Raw genomic sequence first — 18,859 nt, 5'->3', positions numbered from 1 at the left:
TCAGATTCCGCGTTACTTAATTGCTTGCGTATTGATTCAGGACACCCGTCCCAGCGCGCGTTTCACCGGGCCGAAACTGCGCCGGTGGTGTTCGGTTGCGCCATGTTCAGCCAGCCTCTCCAGGTGGAAAGGTGTGGGATACCCCTTGTGCTGGGCGAAACCGTACTGAGGGTAAGTGAGGTCCAGCGCGGCCATTTCGGCGTCGCGCGTCACTTTGGCAATAATAGAAGCTGCGCTAATTTCTGCGACCCGGCTATCGCCTTTGACGACCGCCATTGAAGGCATGGGCAATGCCGGACAGCGGTTGCCGTCAATCAGGACATATTCCGGGGAAATTTTCAGGCCCGCTACCGCACGCTGCATCGCCAGCATCGTGGCGTGCAAAATATTCAGTTCATCTATTTCATGCGGTTCAGCGCGCCCCAGGCTCCAGGCCAGCGCCTTCTCCTGAATCTCACTAAACAGCGCCAGCCGGCGCTTTTCAGACAATTTTTTAGAGTCGTTCAGCCCGACGATCGGCCGAGCCGGATCGAGGATCACCGCAGCGGTCACCACTGCCCCGACTAACGGACCACGACCCACTTCGTCCACGCCCGCCACAAGATGGGTGTGAGGATAAACAAATTCCATCATTTTGCTAACTCCAGCACCGCATCGGCCGCTTGCTCATCAGCATTACAGCGGATCAGTTGATGCAGTTCGCGGAAGGTATCGTGCATCTGGTGGCTGGTCTTGCCGTTGGCGAGCAGCGGCAGCAGCGCATCGGCAAGCGCCTGCGGCTGGCACTCATCCTGCAGCAGTTCTTTCACCAGCTCGCGCCCGGCAAGCAGGTTCGGCAGGGAGACATAATCCGTTTTCACCAGACGTTTTGCCAGCCAGAAAGTGAACGGCTTCATGCGATAACCGACCACCATCGGACATTTCGCCAGCATGCATTCCAGCGCCGCCGTGCCGGAGGCCAGCAGCGCGGCATCGCTCGCATACATCGCTTCCCTCCCTTTCCCGTCCAGAAGACGGACGTGTAGATCCGGGGCGACTTCCGCTTTGATACGCTCAAACTGCTCGCGGCGTTTGGCATTCACCAGCGGCACGACCACTTCGAGATCGGGGTACGTCTGGCGAAGAATTTGCGCTGTTTTGAGGAAATCGGAGCTCAGCATCTCCACTTCTGCGCCACGGCTGCCCGGCAGCAAGGCCAGACAGTGCACATCATGGGGAATGCCCAGCACGTCGCGCGCCGCGTTTTTATCCGGATCCAAGGGCATCGCATCCGCCATGGTATGACCGATAAAACGGCACGGAACATTAAATCTGTCGTAAAACGCTTTTTCGAAAGGCAGAAAAGCCAGCACCAGGTTGGTGGACCGTCCGATTTTGAAAACGCGTTTCTGTCGCCACGCCCAGACGGACGGACTGACGTAGTGAATCGTTTTGATACCCTGCTTTTTCAGATTCCCTTCGAGGGTAATGTTGAAATCAGGCGCATCGATACCGACAAACACATCGGGTTTGAGTTCGGTAAAACGACGGGTGAGATCGGCGCGGATGTGCAGCAAACGGCGTAGCCGCCCCAGCACCTCAACGATGCCCATCACGGCGAGCTCTTCCATTTCATACCAGGCTTCACAGCCTTCGGCCTGCATTAGCGGGCCAGCAACGCCGACAAAGCGAGCATTGGGTACACGCGCCTTAAGCGCGCGGATGAGACCGGCACCAAGAATATCGCCGGAGGTTTCTCCGGCGACCAGGGCTATCGTAAGCGGACGACTGTCGACCATTAACGAATCAGACCCCTTGTGGAACGGTCAAAGAATTCCATGAACGCGTTCACTTCCGGGTGCTTATTCGCCAGCTCGGCAATTTCCGGCTTCGCCTCTTCCAGCGTTTTACCGCTACGGTACAGCAGTTTGTACGCGTTGCGGATGGCAGTAATCGCTTCGCGACTAAAACCACGACGCTTGAGGCCTTCGATGTTCACGCCAAACGGCGTGGCATGGTTGCCCTGCGCAATCACATACGGTGGGACGTCCTGCGCCACACCGGAGCATCCGCCAACCATCACGTGCGCACCAATGATGCAGAACTGATGGACAGCGGTCATGCCGCCAATAATTGCGAAGTCATCAACCGATACGTGTCCTGCCAGCGTTGCGTTGTTGGCAAGAATACAGCGGTCACCTACGGTACAGTCGTGCGCGATATGCGCATTAACCATAAACAGGTTATCGCTGCCCACCTTCGTCAACCCACCACCCTGTACTGTTCCACGATGAATGGTGACGCTTTCGCGAATACGGTTACGATCGCCAATTTCCAGACGGGTCGACTCACCAGCATATTTCAGATCCTGGTTAACTTCGCCGATGGAAGCGAACTGATAGATCTCGTTATTGCAGCCAATGGTCGTGTGACCGTTCACGACAACGTGAGATTTCAGTACTGTACCCTCACCAATTTCGACATGGGGTCCAACAATACAAAACGGGCCAATATGGACGTTAGCGCCAATGATGGCACCGGTTTCCACAATAGCGGTAGGATGAATAAAGGCGGATTTATCAATCACGTATCAGGACTCCCGGCTACGAGCACACATCATCGTCGCTTCGCAAACAACTTTGCCGTCAACCAGCGCTACGCCTTTGAAGCGAGTCAGGCCACGACGCGTTTTTTCAAAAGTGACTTCCATGATCATCTGATCACCAGGCACGACAGGGCGCTTAAAGCGCGCTTCATCAATACCCGCGAAGTAATACAGCTCACCTGGCTCCAGTTTACCGACGCTTTTAAACGCCAGGATACCGGTAGCCTGAGCCATCGCTTCCAGAATCAACACACCCGGGAAGATAGGCTTCCCAGGGAAGTGCCCCTGGAAGAACGGCTCGTTCACGGAAACATTTTTCACTGCGCGCAGAAAACGACCTTCTTCAAAATCCAGCACACGGTCTACCAGCAGAAACGGGTAGCGGTGCGGCAGAAGTTCTAAAATCTCTTCAATATGCAGAGTATGAGTGTCAGTAGTCAAAATACTCTTCCTGTCAAAATGTACTGATAACAATAATAACACGGCCTGCCGGTTTATTAGAAAGCCGACAGGCCGGGAAAAATAGCGTTAAACGGATGACGCTTAATCTTGTTGATCGATCTTACGCTCAAGAGACTTGAGGCGCTTGTTCATATCATCAATGTTCATCACCAGAGCTGCTGTTTTACGCCATACCTTGTTGGGCTGAAGCGGAATGCCGGAGGAATAGACGCCAGGTTCAGTGATAGGACGCATTACCATGCCCATTCCCGTCACGGTGACCTTGTCGCATATTTCCATATGGCCATTAATCACGCTCGCGCCGCCAATCATGCAATAACGGCCAATTTTCAGGCTGCCTGCCATGATGACGCCACCCGCAACCGCGGTATTGTCGCCAATCACAACGTTATGCGCAATCTGGCACTGGTTATCGATGATAACACCATTGCCAATGATCGTGTCGTCAAGCGCGCCACGGTCAATGGTGGTACAGGCGCCGATCTCTACGCGATCGCCAATAATAACGCGACCAAGCTGCGGGATCTTAACCCAGTTACCGCGATCGTTAGCGTAACCAAAGCCATCGGAACCAATCACGGTGCTGGACTGGACGAGGCAATTTTCGCCAATTTCAACGTCATGATAAACGGACACGTTGGCCCATAAACGGGTCCCGGCGCCGATTTTCGTATTTTTCCCAACGAAGCAACCTGGGCCAATGACGACGTTATCGCCCAGCACAACGCCGGATTCGATAACCGCATTCGCGCCAACGGCGACGTTGTTACCCAGCCTGGCCGTCGCATCAATCGCTGCACTGGCAGCAATGTTCTGGGCCGGCTGCGGCGTGGTATCGAGAATTTGAGCCATGCGTGCATACGTCAGGTAGGGGTTTTTCACTACCAGCGCGCTTACAGTGGCAAATGGAAGATCGTCCTGCGTCAGTACAACAGCTGACGCCTGGCATTGAGCCAGTTGCTCACGGTACTTAGGGCTTACCATGAAGGTAATCGTGCCAGCTTTAGCAGATTGCATGGACGCAACAGCGGTGATGACGATATCGCCATCACCGTGTAATTCTGCATCCAACTGCTGAGCTAAATCAGCCAGTCGAATTGAAGGCATTACTTATTTAACCTGTTTCAGAACATCAGCAGTGATGTCTTTAACATCTTTGCTGTTGAAAGCAACGGCGTTCGCATCAACAACCAGATCGATGCTCTGATCGGCAGCCACTGCTTTAACAGCGGTCTGAATGCGAGTCACCAGCTTGCCGCGTTCTTCGTTAGAACGACGCTGACGATCCTGCTCGAAAGCCTGCGCTTTCTGGGAGAACGTCTGGCGCTGAGCCATTACGTCTTTTTCCAGCTTGCTGCGGTCGCTTGCTTTCATGGTAGAACCATCACGCTGCAGACGCTGCATTTTGGACTGAAGATCGTTTTCCATACCCTGCAGTTCGCTTGCACGGCCTTTGAATTCGTTTTCCAGAGTCGCAGAAACACCTGTTTTCTGTGCAACCTGCTGGAACAAATTACCCATGTTGACGATTGCAATTTTGTCTGCTGCCTGAGCAGAAGTTGCCATCGCTAAACCGAGACCTGCAGCTAATAACCACTTTTTCACAATTAACTCCTTACCATCCCATTGGCACCAGAAGGTACCGTTCTTTGCGTGGCAAGGCGACCGTGTTACCGATCGCCAGTTGTCAGCGCTACACTGCCAACGCATTCCTTTGCAGCGGATTATTACCAGGTTTTACCAATGTTAAACTGGAATTGCTCCGCTTTGTCTCCATCGTATTTCTTAAACGGCTGGGCGTAAGAGAAGACCAACGGCCCCAGCGGTGACATCCATTGTAATGCGATACCGGCAGACATGCGAATATTGCTCGGATCGCTGTAGTCTGGAACGCCCTCTGCGCGCATCTGGGCAGTATTCTGCCAGTTGGTATCCCACACGGTACCTGCATCCCAGAAGAAGGACGTACGGACCGAGTTCGCGTATTTATCACTGATAAACGGCGTTGGCGTGATGAACTCCAGGCTGGCAACGGCCATGGCGTTACCGCCCACCGCGTCATCAGAACTACAGACTTCGGAAGAGGAAGACTTATTACAGTTATCTTTGTCGTTCCCGCCGTAGTAAACCGCTTTCGGACCAATGTTGTTGGACTGGAAACCACGAACGGTGCTGGAGCCACCCGCATAGAAGTTTTCATAGAACGGCAGTTCTTTGCCACCCAGACCATCGCCATAGCCCCAACGGGTACGACCCAGAACCACCCACTTATGATCGTCATCGATCGGGAAGTAGGATGCGGTATCAAGCGTGACCTTATAGAACTCGTTATCGGAACCCGGAACTGTAACTTTACCGTTCAGGTTGACGCGAGAACCTTCCGTTGGGAAGTAGCCGCGGTCGAGACGGTTATAGGTCCAACCGTAGTTAAAGGTGAAGTCATCCGCCGCGAAGCCATTGTCATGACCAGTTTTGCTGGTTGACTGGCCGATAGAGTCCAGATAACGCCACATCGCCACCTGAGGTTGCATGTTGGACAGGTCGTTATGCACGTAACCTAAGCCCGCACGCAGGGTGTTGTATTCGTTAACCGGGAAGCCAAGCGTACCGTCTACACCGTAACTCTTGTTGGTGTAAGAAGACAGATCCGCGTCGTCTGCTTTAAAGTCGTTATAGAAAATACGACCGCCCAGGCTCACACCGTCTACGGTGAAGTATGGGTTAGTTACAGAGAACTCAGAGTAGGTCTGGTAGTCGTTTTTGGTGCCGTTAATACCGACAGAGTAACCTGTACCCAGCCAGTTATCCTGCTGCACGCCGACCTGGAAGCTGACGCCGCTTTCAGTACCGTAGCCCACACCGAAGTTGAAGCTACCGGTATTGCGCTCTTTCACTTTATAAACGACATCAACCTGATCCGGGCTGCCCGGTACGCGCTGGGTATCGGTATCCACCGTTTCAAAATAACCCAGACGGTTCAGACGCTCTTTACCCTGATCAACGAGGTCGCTACCCAACCATGCGCCTTCCATCTGACGCATTTCGCGACGCAGAACGGAATCTTTGGAGGTGTCGTTACCGACGAAGCGGATCTTACGCACGTAGAAACGGTTGCCCGCATCAACATTCACATGCAGCTTAACGGTTTTATCCGCGTCATTGATTTCAGGCTGAGTCTGTACGCGCGGATAGGCATAACCATAGCGGCCGAGCAGCTTCTTAATGCTGTCTTCCATTTTGGTTACTTTGGAACCGCTATACAGGTCGCCTGGCTGAATTTTGGTCAGCGATTCGATTTCAGCAGAATGCCCCGCCAGATTACCACTCACTTCAACACCAGAAAGCTTGTACTGCTCGCCTTCAGTGATGTTAACCGTAATGTAGATGCCTTTCTTGTCCGGAGTCAGACTGACCTGAGTCGAGTCGATGTTGAAACGCGCATAGCCACGATCGAGATAGTAGCTGCGCAGGGTTTCAAGGTCGCCCGCCAGTTTCTGTTTCTGGTATTTGCGATCGCCTACCACGTTCCACCATGGCACTTCATCGCGCAGCTGGAAGGTGGAGATCAGTTCGTCGGTGCTGAACGCATGGTTGCCGACAATGTTGATCTGCTGGATCTTCGCAGAAACACCTTCCTGGAAGACCAGCTTCAGGTCAACACGGTTACGTGGCAGCGGAGTAACAACCGCTTTCACGCTGGCGCTGTATTTACCGACGCTGTAGTAGAAGTCTTCCAGACCTTTTTCAATGTCTGAAAGGGTTGTGCGGTCCAGAGATTCACCCACACGAACACCCGATGCTTCAAGGTTTTGCTTGAGCATGTCATCTTTCACCGACTTGTTACCGGAGAAAGTGATACTGGCGATCGTTGGACGTTCTTTTACCTGTACCAGCAGCGTATCACCATCGCGCAGGACGCGAACGTCCTCAAAGTTGCCGGTGGCAAACAGAGCACGGATGGTGTTACTGATATCATCATCATTAACCGTATCGCCGGGGCGTACAGGCATACTGAGGAGGGCCGCACCAACGGCGACACGCTGGAGGCCTTCGAAATGAATGTCTTTCACTACGAACCCGTCAGCACCGTATACGGTGGCGCTGCTAAACAGCAGCGACGCTATGAGCAACTTTTTCATCGCCATCGTTATTATGCGTTCTTCCTAACACTCTCTTACAACCGAGAGAAATCATTGAAAAGTGCAAGCCCCATTAACAGCACCAGCAGAATCGAGCCAATGCGATAACTAAAGTCTTGAACTCGCTCGGATACCGGTCCGCCTTTTAGCTTTTCAATCGCTAAAAACAGCAGATGACCCCCGTCTAAAACGGGAAGCGGGAACAGGTTGATTATCCCAAGGTTCACGCTAATGAGCGCGAGGAACATGAGATAGTAAATCACCCCGAATTCCGCTGACATCCCAGCCCCCTGAGCAATCGAAATTGGCCCACTGAGGTTGTTCAGTTTCACATCACCGGTTATCAATTTCCCCAACATGTTGACCGTCAGCTTCATCAGTTGCCATGTTTTATCCGTGGCTTCAAGGATGGCGCTGAACGGCCCATACTGGCGTATTGTCTTGTACTCATCTGGCAGCGGGATCACCTTTGGCACAACGCCTGCAAACCCTTCTGCCTTTTTGCCGACCGACTTCGTATCCGGAATCAGCGTCAGCGAAAGCGGACTACCCTGCCTTTCAACTTCCAGCGCGAGAGACGTTCCCGGATTATCGCGCACCAGAGTAACAAAGGTCATCCACTCTGTTAATGGTTGACCATCGACTTTAACGATCCTGTCGCCCGCTTGCAAACCCGCTTTGCTCGCTGCCGAATTTGCCTGTACTTCGGCTAATACCGGCTCGATCTGCGGGCCGCGCGGACGAATGCCCAGCGCAGCGACGGGATCCTCTTTGTCTGGCTCGAAACGCCAGTGGCGTAAATCAAGTACTTTGTCCTGACGCGTATCAGAACCAAACGGCGATACGCTGATGGTGGTCTGCGGATCGCCAATTTTGGCTACCAGCTGCAGTCGCACGGCATCCCAATCAGGGGTTTCGATGCCATCAATCGCTTTAAGTTCCATCCCGGATGTAATTTGCGCACTCGCCGCGATGGAGTTGGGGGCAATTTCACCTACCACAGGACGCACGCCAGGAACGCCGATGATGAACACCAGCCAGTAAGCGAAAATCGCAAAGATGAAGTTGGCTACCGGTCCGGCAGCAATGATGGCGGCGCGTTGTCCAACGGTTTTATTGTTGAATGCGCTGTGTCGCAGCTCAGGAGCGACAGGCTCGACGCGTTCGTCGAGCATTTTGACGTAGCCGCCCAGCGGAATAAGGGCGATGACAAATTCTGTGCCATGACGGTCTGTGCGCGTCCAGAGTGATTTACCAAAACCGATGGAAAACCGCTCTACGCGCACGCCACAGCGGCGAGCAACCCAGAAATGGCCAAATTCATGCACGGTAATCAGTACACCCAGTGCAACAATGAACGCCGCCAGATTCCAGAGAATGCTCAGCATAAAACCTTCCGTTAAATCGTCCCGAATACCAGTAAAAGCAAACACGCAAACACTGGAACAGCCGCTGTCAGGCTATCAATGCGATCCAGTATACCGCCATGCCCTGGAATCAGGTGTCCGCTATCCTTAATCCCTGCTTCGCGCTTAAACATACTTTCGGTCAAATCACCGAGCACGGAGGCAAGCGCAGCAAAAATCGAGCACACCAGCAGTATTGACGGTGCCACTTCAAGATTCGCCCAGACGCCGTAGCCCCAGGAGATGATCGCTGCCGTAAACAGGCCGCCGATGAATCCTTGCCAGGTTTTGCCCGGAGAAACCTTCGGTGCCAGCTTATGTTTGCCAAACAGTTTACCAAACATATAGGCCCCGGAGTCAGCACCCCAGACCAGAATCATTACATAAAGCAGCCAGATCGCACCGCTGTAGTGGTTTTCGTCGTAGTGCCAGGCTCGCAGCGCAACCATACCCCAGAAAAAAGGAATAATTGTGAGCAAACCAAAAATCAGTCGCAGCACTTTTGAATTACGCCATAATGCCGCTGAACCTGGATAAAAAAGAACCAGCAACAGCGCGGCAACCCACCAGGCCAACGATATCCACAAGGAACCGGCAACCAGTGGCTGATGAATATCATGGTGATATTCAGGCAACGTAAACAGCATTATGGCCAGGATAAAGCCACAAAGTACCGCAAGCCATACTCGCTGAGTGCGCGAGGTAAAGCCGCTAAACTGTCCCCATTCCCACGCGGCGAGCATACACACCACCAGCGTGACAATAGCGAATCCCACCGGGGGCAGTAAAAACAGCGCCGCAATGACAATGGGTATTAATACAAAAGCGGAAATCAGGCGATACTTCAGCAAAAGCTACCCCCATCAGGCTTTGTCGCCACCAGGCTCGGTGCCGCCGAAACGACGCTCTCGATTGGCAAAGGCATGCAGCGCACCTTCAAAGTCTTGTTCATCAAAATCGGGCCAAAGAACATCCGTAAAGTAAAGTTCGGCATAGGCAATTTGCCATATCAAAAAGTTACTTATGCGATGTTCCCCCCCTGTCCTAATTACCAAATCCACGGGAGCCTGTTCATTCATGCAGATTTGCTTGCTCAGCGCCTCTTCATCAATTTGGTCGGGTCTCAACAGCCCTTCCTGAACCTGTTCGGCCAGATGCCGAACGCCCTGGATAATATCCCAGCGTCCGCCGTAATTCGCCGCAATATTCAGCGTAAGACCGGTATTATTTTCCGTCAGCGCTTCTGCTTTACGAATCCGTTCCTGCAAACGTGAGTTAAAACGACTGGTATCGCCAATGATACGCAGGCGGACGTTGTGGCGGTGCAGGCTTTTTACTTCGCTGTCTAGCGCCCACACAAACAATTCCATCAACGCAGTCACTTCCTGCAGAGGCCGATTCCAGTTTTCACTGCTAAAAGCATAGAGCGTTAACGCATCAATGCCGTTGTTGGCGGCAAAAGAAACGGCGCGGCGAACGGATTTCGCCCCCGCTTTATGCCCAAAGGCTCGTATCTTCCCTTGTCTTTTCGCCCAGCGGCCATTGCCATCCATAATGATTGCTACATGACGGCAGCCATGAGCTGGCAAATTTTCGCTTATTGGTTGATTCGCAGACAACATAACGCGTTTTTTGTCCCTGAAAAGGATTTAACGGTACTCAGGAATACTGAAGCCTATACATAAAAAAGCCGTGTCAAACCACGGCTCACCTGACCACATTAAGTCAAATACCTGCGATCAGGTGGCGCAGACTATATCACTGAAGCCCAACGCTAACAAATAGCACGACGACTAGTGCTTGCTTTATCACCAGCTTGCGAGACGTGTCACCTGTTGGCGCGCAATATTACGCGCAGCTGCATCCACCGCCAGCACCTCTTCCACGCTTTGTGGTTCGCGCAAATCCATCATCTCCAGTACCGATAAATTTAACGACGCGATATCGGTAAAACGAATTTGCTGATTCAGAAATGCCTCAACGGTAATTTCATTGGCTGCATTCAGTGCCGTTGTCGCCGCCTGCCCCTGGTCAAAGGCAGTCATCGCAAGCTTCAGACAAGGATAGCGATCGTAATCTGGTTCACTGAACGTCAGGGAACTTAGCTTGCAGAAATCAAGCGGCTTCACGCCGGACTTCACTCGATTCGGCCACGCCATGGAATGGGCAATCGGCGTACGCATATCCGGTTCGCCCAGCTGCGCCAGCACGCTGCCATCCTGATAACGCACCATCGAATGAATCACCGATTGCGGGTGAATCAGTACTTCCATCTGTTTCGCTGACGCATTAAACAACCAGCGCGCTTCAATGTATTCCAGACCTTTGTTCATCATGGTGGCAGAGTCAACGGAGATTTTACGCCCCATCGACCAGTTCGGATGACGGCACGCCTGATCCGGCGTCATCGCACGCAGTTCAGACAGTGGCGTTTCACGGAACGGGCCACCAGACCCGGTAAGCAGAATCGACACGACGCCATTCTGCTCCAGGTCAGCGTACCCCAGGTTCTGTTGAAAAGGTTGCGGTAAACTCTGAAAAATCGCGTTGTGCTCGCTGTCGACGGGCAAAAGACGCGCGCTGCGCTGCTTCACCGCCTCCATGAACAGGCGTCCGCAGGTGACCAGCGACTCTTTATTGGCCAGCAGAACGTCCTTACCGGCATCAATCGCGGCAAGCGTCGGCAATAATCCTGCCGCGCCGACGATAGCAGCCATCACCTGATCCACCTCATCCAGCGCCGCCATCTCGCAGGCCGCCTGTTGCCCACTCAGCACCTCGGTTCGGCTGCCCTGTTCAATCAGCCGTGCTTTCAGCAGGCGCGCGCTCTCTTCGTCATCCATCACCGCATAGCGAGGCGCAAATTCCAGGCACTGTTCGACCATTCGCTGCACATTCTTACCGGCCACCAGCGCTGTCACGGTGTAAAGTTCAGGATTATGGCGAACGACGTCGAGAGTGCTGCAACCGATAGAACCGGTTGAGCCGAGGAGTGTTAAATGCTTCATGAGATGCCCGAAAAAAGTTAGACCAGATAAAAGCAAAACGCCGCCAGCAAGACCCGAAGTCCTTCTGAACGGCGTTTATCAGTGTACGACAGAAATCAGAACTGCATCAGTTCCGCTTCTTTATCTGCCAGCGCCGCATCAATTTTCTTGATGGCAGCGTCGGTCATTTTCTGAATGTCGTCCTGAGAACGACGATCGTCATCTTCACTGATCTCTTTTTCTTTCAGCAGCGCTTTTACTTTATCGTTCGCGTCGCGACGGACGTTACGCACGGATACACGGCCCTGCTCAGCTTCGCCACGTACCACTTTGATCAGGTCTTTACGACGCTCTTCGGTCAGCGGTGGCAGTGGAACGCGGATGTCTGCGCCCGCAGAGCTTGGGTTCAGACCAAGGTCAGACGCCATGATCGCTTTCTCAACCGCCGGGCCCATAGAACGATCGAACACGTTGATTTTCAGCGTACGGGTATCTTCTACCGTTACGCTCGCCAGCTGACGCAGAGGAGTTGGCGTACCGTAGTACTCAACAATGATGCCATCCAGCAGGCTTGGAGAAGCACGGCCAGTACGGATTTTGCTGATTTGGGTTTTGAACGCTTCTACGCATTTTTCCATGCGTGCTTCAGCATCTTTTCTGATGTCGTTAATCACGTTACGAATCCTTGAAAACTTGTCTCAGGCAGACTATCCGCCAGCACAGCGCTACAGGTGTGCTAAGTATAGTCGCGTTTAATTCATGACAACGCCAAAGGCGCGCCCGGGTAAGATACCACTACAAAATAAAGCGGAATCTTACCTGTATTTATCGTCGACGGAAATTATTCCGTGATCAAAGTGCCTTCTTTTTCGCCCATGACCACGCGACGCAGTGCGCCTGGTTTGTTCATGTTGAAGACACGGATCGGCAGTTTGTGGTCGCGAGCCAGCGTGAAGGCGGCAAGATCCATCACTTTCAGCTCTTTATCCAGCACTTCGCTGTAACTCAGCTGATCGTACATGGTGGCAGAAGGATCTTTTGCCGGGTCGGCAGTAAACACGCCGTCAACTTTGGTCGCTTTCAGTACCACATCGGCTTCGATCTCGATACCGCGCAGGCAGGCAGCGGAATCGGTCGTAAAGAACGGGTTACCCGTACCGGCGGAGAGGATCACCACGCGGTTGTTGCGCAGCAGGCTGATGGCTTCTGCCCAGCTGTAATTATCGCATACGCCATTCAGTGGAATAGCGGACATCAGGCGGGCGTTCACATAGGCGCGATGGAGCGCATCACGCATCGCCAGGCCATTCATCACGGTTGCCAGCATACCCATGTGGTCGCCCACAACGCGGTTCATCCCCGCTTTCGCCAGACCAGCACCACGGAAAAGGTTGCCACCGCCAATGACCACGCCAACCTGGATACCCAGTTCGACCAGTTCTTTGATTTCCTGTGCCATGCGATCAAGGATGCTTGCGTCAATACCGAAGCCTTCCGATCCCTGCAGCGCTTCGCCACTCAGCTTAAGCAGAATGCGTTTGTACACGGGTTTTGCATTGGTAGCCATGTTTCTTTCCTGAGACTGTCAACGATTAAGATGGGGGTTAATTCTGGCGACATGATATGCCGCAAATCAGTACAGCGATACTGGAGCCTGTCTGATTTCCTGTGACGGGTGACAAAAAGAAGCCGCCCTCAGGCGGCTCCTTTTCAATCATTAAGACTGCTTGGACATTGCAGCAACTTCTGCTGCGAAGTCAGTCTCAACTTTCTCGATGCCTTCGCCCACTTCGAAGCGGATGAAGCCAGTTACGTCAGCGTTGTGCTCTTTCAGCAGCTGAGCAACAGACTTGCTTGGGTCCATTACGAATGGCTGGCCAGTCAGAGAAACTTCGCCGGTGAATTTCTTCATGCGGCCTTCAACCATTTTCTCTGCGATTTCTTTTGGTTTACCAGACTGCATCGCGATGTCCAGCTGAACCTGGTACTCTTTCTCTACCACTTCAGCAGACACGTCTTCTGGCTTAACGAATTCTGGCTTGCTTGCAGCGATGTGCATTGCCAGCTGTTTAACCAGCTCTTCGTCAGCGCCTTTAGCCGCAACCAGAACACCGATACGTGCACCGTGCTGGTAAGAGCCCAGAACGTCACCTTCCAGCGAAGATACGCGACGGATGTTGATGTTCTCACCGATTTTAGCAACCAGCGCAACACGTTCTTCTTCGAACTGTGCTTTCAGAACTTCAACGTCAGTGATTTTACCAGCAACAGCTGCGTCCAGAACTTTGTTAGCAAATGCCTGGAAACCGCCATCTTTAGCAACGAAGTCAGTCTGGCAGTTAACTTCCAGAATGATGCCGTAGTTGCCGTCGATCTTAGTGATGATCACGCCGTCAGCAGCAACGTTGCCTGCTTTTTTAGCTGCTTTGATCGCACCGGATTTACGCATGTTTTCGATTGCCAGCTCGATGTCGCCGTTCGCTTCAGTCAGCGCTTTTTTGCAATCCATCATGCCTGCGCCAGTACGCTCGCGCAGCTCTTTTACCAGGGATGCGGTAATTTCAGCCATTCTTAAATCCTCGGGAGATGTGAACTGCCCGGCCGGGGGCCAAACAGTGTAAATTGAAAAAAGGGGCCGGTAATGGGCCCCTATTCATACACGGTACTAATAAGGGGTAAAACCTTATTATTCAGCTTCTACGAAGCTTTCTTCCGCCTGAGAAGCCAGATCCTGGGAACGGCCTTCACGAACGGTAGCAGCTACAGCGCTCAGGTACAGGCTAACAGCACGGATTGCGTCGTCGTTACCCGGGATAACGAAGTCAACACCGTCCGGATCGGAGTTGGTATCAACGATAGCGAATACCGGGATACCCAGGTTGTTAGCTTCTTTGATAGCGATGTGCTCGTGGTCTGCATCGATTACGAACAGCGCGTCTGGCAGGCCGCCCATATCTTTGATACCGCCCAGGCTGTTTTCCAGCTTGTCCAGTTCACGAGTGCGCATCAGCGCTTCTTTCTTAGTCAGCTTGTCGAAAGTACCGTCCTGAGACTGGGTTTCCAGATCTTTCAGGCGCTTGATGGACTGACGAACAGTTTTCCAGTTGGTCAGCATGCCGCCCAACCAGCGATGGTTCACGAAGAACTGGTCGCAGCTGTTAGCAGCATCTTTCACAGCTTCGCTTGCAGCGCGCTTAGTACCAACGAACAGAATCTTACCTTTACGGGAAGAGATCTTGTTCAGCTCAGCCAGGGCTTCGTTGAACATTGGTACAGTTTTCTCAAGGTTGATGATGTGAACTTTGTTACGCGCGCCGAAGATGAAAGGCTTCATTTTCGGGTTCCAGTAACGGGTCTGGTGACCAAAGTGAACACCAGCCTTGAGCATGTCGCGCATGGAAACAGTTGCCATGTTTAAAACCTCTATATTGAAAGTTGGGGTTATGCCTCCACGTATCCCATATTACCGACCCCGAAGGGCACCCCGGAATATGTGCCGATACGTGTGTGTTGTTACACAAAGTGAGATTTGTCGCTTCCGTCCAGCCTGTGTATCTGAGATGGATCGGAAGTCCGGCGCGCTTTATACCACAAAACACGACCAGAAACCAACAGTTGTTGGCGGAGTGTGCTGTTAATGATTCTCAATTTGGCACGGAGCGTGCCTGACTGATACCATTGACGACACTTAGACTAGTATTGTCGAAAAAATCGACACCGATGGACAGATTACATGGCTATCTCTATTAAGACACCTGAAGAAATTGAAAAGATGCGCGTCGCCGGTCGTCTGGCCGCGGAAGTGCTGGAAATGATCGAGCCGTTCGTGAAGCCGGGCGTCAGCACCGGTGAACTGGACCGTATCTGTAACGACTATATCGTGAACGAGCAGCACGCGGTTTCCGCCTGCCTCGGCTACCACGGTTTCCCGAAATCCGTCTGCATCTCTATTAATGAAGTGGTGTGTCACGGTATTCCGGACGATGAAAAACTGCTGAAAGACGGCGACATCGTTAACATCGACGTGACCGTCATTAAAGACGAGTACCACGGTGACACCTCAAAAATGTTCATCGTTGGCAAGCCGACTATTCTTGGCGAGCGTCTGTGCAAAGTGACGCAAGAGAGCCTCTATCTGGCGCTGAAAATGGTTAAACCGGGTATTCGCCTGCGTACCATCGGTGCGGCAATCCAGAAGTTTGTGGAAGCAGAAGGTTTCTCCGTGGTTCGCGAGTACTGCGGTCACGGCATTGGTCGCGTCTTCCATGAAGAGCCGCAGGTTCTGCACTATGATGCAGACGACGGCGGCGTGGTGCTGCAAAAAGGCATGACCTTTACCATTGAGCCGATGGTCAACGCGGGTGATTACCGCATCCGTACCATGAAAGACGGCTGGACGGTGAAAACCAAAGACAGAAGCTTGTCTGCACAGTACGAGCATACTATTGTGGTAACAGACAACGGCTGCGAAATTATGACGTTGCGCAAGGATGACACCATCCCGGCGATACTGACGCACGACGAATGATAAAAAAGCCGGCAAATGCCGGCTTTTTTAATGGCTATAGCTTTTTCTTATGGGTGGCGCACGATGAGTAATCTTTTACCCGAACAGTATGCTAACACAGCACTTCCCACCCTCCCCGACCAGCCCGATAACCCGGGCGTCTGGCCGTCGCACGAGCTGACCTGTGCCGGCATCAAGGCGCACATGGATGTCTTTCACCGCTGGCTGGGCAGCGCATTTGATGCGGGCATATCGGCAGAACAGCTGATTGAGGCGCGCACCGAATTTATCGACCAGCTGCTGCAGCGCCTGTGGATCGATTATGGGTTTGGGCAAATCAGCGATGTTGCGCTGGTTGCCGTCGGGGGCTACGGCCGCGGTGAGCTGCATCCGCTTTCCGATATCGATCTGCTGATCTTGAGCCGCAAAAAGCTGCCGGACGAACAGGCGCAAAAAATTGGCGAACTGCTGACGCTGCTTTGGGACGTGAAGCTGGAGGTGGGCCACAGCGTGCGCACCCTGGAAGAGTGTCTGCTGGAAGGGTTATCGGACCTGACCGTCGCCACCAACCTGATTGAAACCCGCCTGCTGATTGGTGACGTTGCCCTGTTCCTGGAGCTGCAAAAACACATCTTCAGCGACGGCTTCTGGCCGTCAGAAAAGTTCTTCGCCGCGAAGGTCGAGGAGCAAAACCAGCGCCACCAGCGCTATCACGGCACCAGCTATAATCTTGAACCCGATATAAAAAGCAGCCCCGGCGGCCTGCGCGACATCCACACTTTACAGTGGGTCGCCCGCCGCCATTTTGGCGCCACCTCGATGGACGAGATGGTCGGCTTCGGCTTTTTAACCGAGGCCGAGCGTAACGAACTAAACGAGTGCCTGCACCTGCTCTGGCGCATCCGCTTTGCCCTGCATCTGGAAGTTACGCGCTACGATAACCGTCTGCTGTTTGACCGCCAGCTCAGCGTGGCTCAGCGCCTGAATTACCAGGGCGAAGGTAACGAGCCGGTTGAGCAGATGATGAAGGATTTCTTCCGCGTCACCCGCCGGGTGACCGAGCTGAACCAGATGCTGTTGCAGCTGTTCGACGAGGCCATTCTGGCCCTGACGGCCGACGAAAAGCCGCGCCCGATTGATGACGAATTCCAGCTGCGCGGCACGCTTATCGATCTGCGCGACGAAACATTGTTCATCCGCGAGCCGGAAGCGATCCTGCGGATGTTCTATACCATGGTGCGCAACAGCACCATCACCGGGATCTATTCCACCACCCTGCGCCATCTGCGTCATGCGCGCCGTCATCTGACGCAGCCGCTGTGCTATATCCCGGAAGCGCGTTCGCTGTTCCTGAGCATGCTCCGCCACCCGGGTGCCGTAAGCCGTGGGCTGCTGCCGATGCACCGTCACAGCGTGCTGTGGGCCTATATGCCGCAGTGGTCGCACATCGTCGGGCAGATGCAGTTCGATCTGTTCCACGCCTACACGGTGGATGAACACACGATCCGCGTGATGCTCAAGCTGGAGAGCTTTGCGAAAGAAGAGACGCGCTCCCGCCACCCGCTGTGCGTGGAGCTGTGGCCGCGCCTGACCCATCCGGAACTGATCCTGATTGCCGCCCTGTTCCACGATATCGCCAAAGGTCGCGGCGGTGACCATTCGGTGCTGGGCGCGCAGGACGTACTGAAATTTGCCGAACTGCACGGCCTGAACTCGCGTGAAACGCAGCTGGTGGCCTGGCTGGTTCGCCATCACCTGCTGATGTCGGTCACCGCCCAGCGTCGGGACATTCAGGACCCGGAAGTCATTAAGCAGTTCGCCGAAGAGGTTCAGACTGAAAACCGTCTGCGCTATCTGGTCTGCCTGACGGTGGCCGATATCTGCGCCACCAACGAGACCCTGTGGAACAGCTGGAAGCAGAGCCTGCTGCGCGAGCTGTACTTCGCCACAGAAAAACAGCTGCGCCGCGGGATGCAAAACACCCCGGATATGCGCGAACGCGTACGCCATCATCAGCTGCAGGCGCTGGCGCTGCTGCGGATGGATAACATTGATGAAGAGGCGCTGCATCAGATTTGGGCCCGCTGTCGCGCCAACTATTTTGTCCGCCACAGCCCAAACCAGCTGGCGTGGCACGCGCGGCATCTGCTCAAGCACGATCTGTCCCAGCCGATGATCCTGCTTAGCCCGCAGGCCACCCGCGGCGGGACGGAAATTTTCATCTGGAGCCCGGACCGCCCTTATCTGTTTGCTGCGGTCTGCGCCGAGCTGGACAGGCGTAATCTGAGCGTTCACGACGCGCAGATTTTCACCACCCGCGACGGTATGGCGATGGACACCTTTATCGTGCTTGAGCCGGACGGCAGCCCGCTCTCGGCGGACAGGCATGAAGGGATACGTTTTGGTCTGGAGCAGGCGATTACCCAGCGCAGCTGGCAGCCTCCGCAGCCGCGTCGCCAGCCTGCGAAATTGCGCCACTTTACCGTCGATACCGAGGTCAATTTCCTGCCGACCCACACCGACCGAAAATCGTTCCTGGAGCTGATCGCGCTCGACCAGCCAGGGCTGCTTGCCCGCGTCGGCCAGGTTTTTGCCGATCTGGGAATTTCGCTTCATGGGGCCCGAATTACAACCATTGGCGAGCGAGTAGAAGATTTATTTATAATCGCCACCGCCGACCGGCGTGCCCTTAATAATGACCTGCAGCTTGAAGTGCAACAACGGTTGACAGCAGCCCTCAATCCAAACGATAAAGGGTGATATGTTTTTTAGTG

The 18,859-nt window shown here is 53.6% G+C and carries 17 protein-coding genes; 2 read left to right on the top strand and 15 right to left on the bottom strand.

The genetic code is table 11. The annotated features are described in order from the left end of the window. Positions 1–36: 36 nt before the first annotated feature. From rnhB to rpsB, 15 genes are all read right to left on the bottom strand, one after another. Positions 37–633 (bottom strand): ribonuclease HII, encoded by a 597-nt coding sequence (gene rnhB, locus PUP35_RS03920; protein WP_008501897.1) that lies wholly within the window; start codon positions 631–633, stop codon positions 37–39. Next, a complete protein-coding gene (lpxB, locus tag PUP35_RS03915) occupies positions 630–1,778 on the bottom strand; it encodes a lipid-A-disaccharide synthase (protein ID WP_127729666.1) in 1,149 nt (382 codons plus the stop codon). The genes rnhB and lpxB overlap by 4 nt, the downstream gene beginning before the upstream one ends. Continuing rightward, positions 1,778–2,566 (bottom strand): acyl-ACP--UDP-N-acetylglucosamine O-acyltransferase, encoded by a 789-nt coding sequence (gene lpxA, locus PUP35_RS03910; RefSeq protein ID WP_023310462.1) that lies wholly within the window; start codon positions 2,564–2,566, stop codon positions 1,778–1,780. The genes lpxB and lpxA overlap by 1 nt, the downstream gene beginning before the upstream one ends. A 3-nt stretch (positions 2,567–2,569) precedes the next feature. After that, positions 2,570–3,025 (bottom strand): 3-hydroxyacyl-ACP dehydratase FabZ, encoded by a 456-nt coding sequence (fabZ, locus tag PUP35_RS03905; RefSeq protein ID WP_010426706.1) that lies wholly within the window; start codon positions 3,023–3,025, stop codon positions 2,570–2,572. 102 nt (positions 3,026–3,127) lie between these two features. Further along, a complete protein-coding gene (lpxD, locus tag PUP35_RS03900; RefSeq protein WP_111963991.1) occupies positions 3,128–4,153 on the bottom strand; it encodes a UDP-3-O-(3-hydroxymyristoyl)glucosamine N-acyltransferase in 1,026 nt (341 codons plus the stop codon). Positions 4,154–4,156: 3 nt separating this feature from the next. Beyond that, positions 4,157–4,651, bottom strand: a complete 495-nt coding sequence (skp, locus tag PUP35_RS03895) for a molecular chaperone Skp (RefSeq protein WP_045907838.1) — start codon at positions 4,649–4,651, stop codon at positions 4,157–4,159. 122 nt (positions 4,652–4,773) lie between these two features. Next, complete coding sequence (gene bamA, locus PUP35_RS03890) at positions 4,774–7,191, bottom strand: outer membrane protein assembly factor BamA (protein ID WP_111963993.1); 2,418 nt, start codon at positions 7,189–7,191, stop codon at positions 4,774–4,776. A gap of 29 nt (positions 7,192–7,220) precedes the next feature. Continuing rightward, complete coding sequence (gene rseP / locus PUP35_RS03885) at positions 7,221–8,573, bottom strand: sigma E protease regulator RseP (protein ID WP_111963994.1); 1,353 nt, start codon at positions 8,571–8,573, stop codon at positions 7,221–7,223. Positions 8,574–8,584: 11 nt separating this feature from the next. Next, positions 8,585–9,442 carry a phosphatidate cytidylyltransferase gene (cdsA, locus tag PUP35_RS03880; protein ID WP_023310457.1) on the bottom strand — a complete coding sequence of 286 codons (858 nt, stop codon included), beginning with the start codon at positions 9,440–9,442 and terminating at the stop codon, positions 8,585–8,587. Positions 9,443–9,454: 12 nt separating this feature from the next. Next, on the bottom strand, positions 9,455–10,213 hold the full coding sequence (ispU, locus tag PUP35_RS03875) for a (2E,6E)-farnesyl-diphosphate-specific ditrans,polycis-undecaprenyl-diphosphate synthase (RefSeq protein WP_024907522.1): 759 nt from the start codon (positions 10,211–10,213) through the stop codon (positions 9,455–9,457). Positions 10,214–10,399: 186 nt separating this feature from the next. Continuing rightward, on the bottom strand, positions 10,400–11,599 hold the full coding sequence (gene ispC, locus PUP35_RS03870) for a 1-deoxy-D-xylulose-5-phosphate reductoisomerase (RefSeq protein ID WP_274242103.1): 1,200 nt from the start codon (positions 11,597–11,599) through the stop codon (positions 10,400–10,402). A gap of 95 nt (positions 11,600–11,694) precedes the next feature. Continuing rightward, positions 11,695–12,252 (bottom strand): ribosome recycling factor, encoded by a 558-nt coding sequence (gene frr / locus PUP35_RS03865; protein WP_274242101.1) that lies wholly within the window; start codon positions 12,250–12,252, stop codon positions 11,695–11,697. A 167-nt stretch (positions 12,253–12,419) separates the two neighbouring features. Beyond that, the gene (gene pyrH / locus PUP35_RS03860) at positions 12,420–13,145 is read right to left on the bottom strand and encodes a UMP kinase (protein ID WP_008501910.1); all 726 of its coding nucleotides are present in this window, start codon (positions 13,143–13,145) and stop codon (positions 12,420–12,422) included. A 150-nt stretch (positions 13,146–13,295) separates the two neighbouring features. Further along, on the bottom strand, positions 13,296–14,147 hold the full coding sequence (gene tsf, locus PUP35_RS03855) for a translation elongation factor Ts (protein WP_014882627.1): 852 nt from the start codon (positions 14,145–14,147) through the stop codon (positions 13,296–13,298). Between the two features lie 117 nt (positions 14,148–14,264). After that, positions 14,265–14,990, bottom strand: a complete 726-nt coding sequence (gene rpsB, locus PUP35_RS03850) for a 30S ribosomal protein S2 (protein WP_003856207.1) — start codon at positions 14,988–14,990, stop codon at positions 14,265–14,267. Between the two features lie 321 nt (positions 14,991–15,311). Between rpsB and map the strand changes: the two genes are divergently transcribed. Together map and glnD are read left to right on the top strand one after the other, a co-directional pair. Beyond that, complete coding sequence (gene map, locus PUP35_RS03845) at positions 15,312–16,106, top strand: type I methionyl aminopeptidase (RefSeq protein ID WP_023310454.1); 795 nt, start codon at positions 15,312–15,314, stop codon at positions 16,104–16,106. A gap of 63 nt (positions 16,107–16,169) precedes the next feature. Beyond that, the gene (gene glnD, locus PUP35_RS03840; RefSeq protein WP_274242095.1) at positions 16,170–18,845 is read left to right on the top strand and encodes a bifunctional uridylyltransferase/uridylyl-removing protein GlnD; all 2,676 of its coding nucleotides are present in this window, start codon (positions 16,170–16,172) and stop codon (positions 18,843–18,845) included. Positions 18,846–18,859 lie beyond the last annotated feature (14 nt).

It is taken from the genome of Enterobacter sp. S-33 (genome assembly GCF_028735835.1).
Taxonomy (GTDB): domain Bacteria; phylum Pseudomonadota; class Gammaproteobacteria; order Enterobacterales; family Enterobacteriaceae; genus Enterobacter; species Enterobacter vonholyi.
This window is presented reverse-complemented; position numbering and strand designations above follow the sequence as displayed.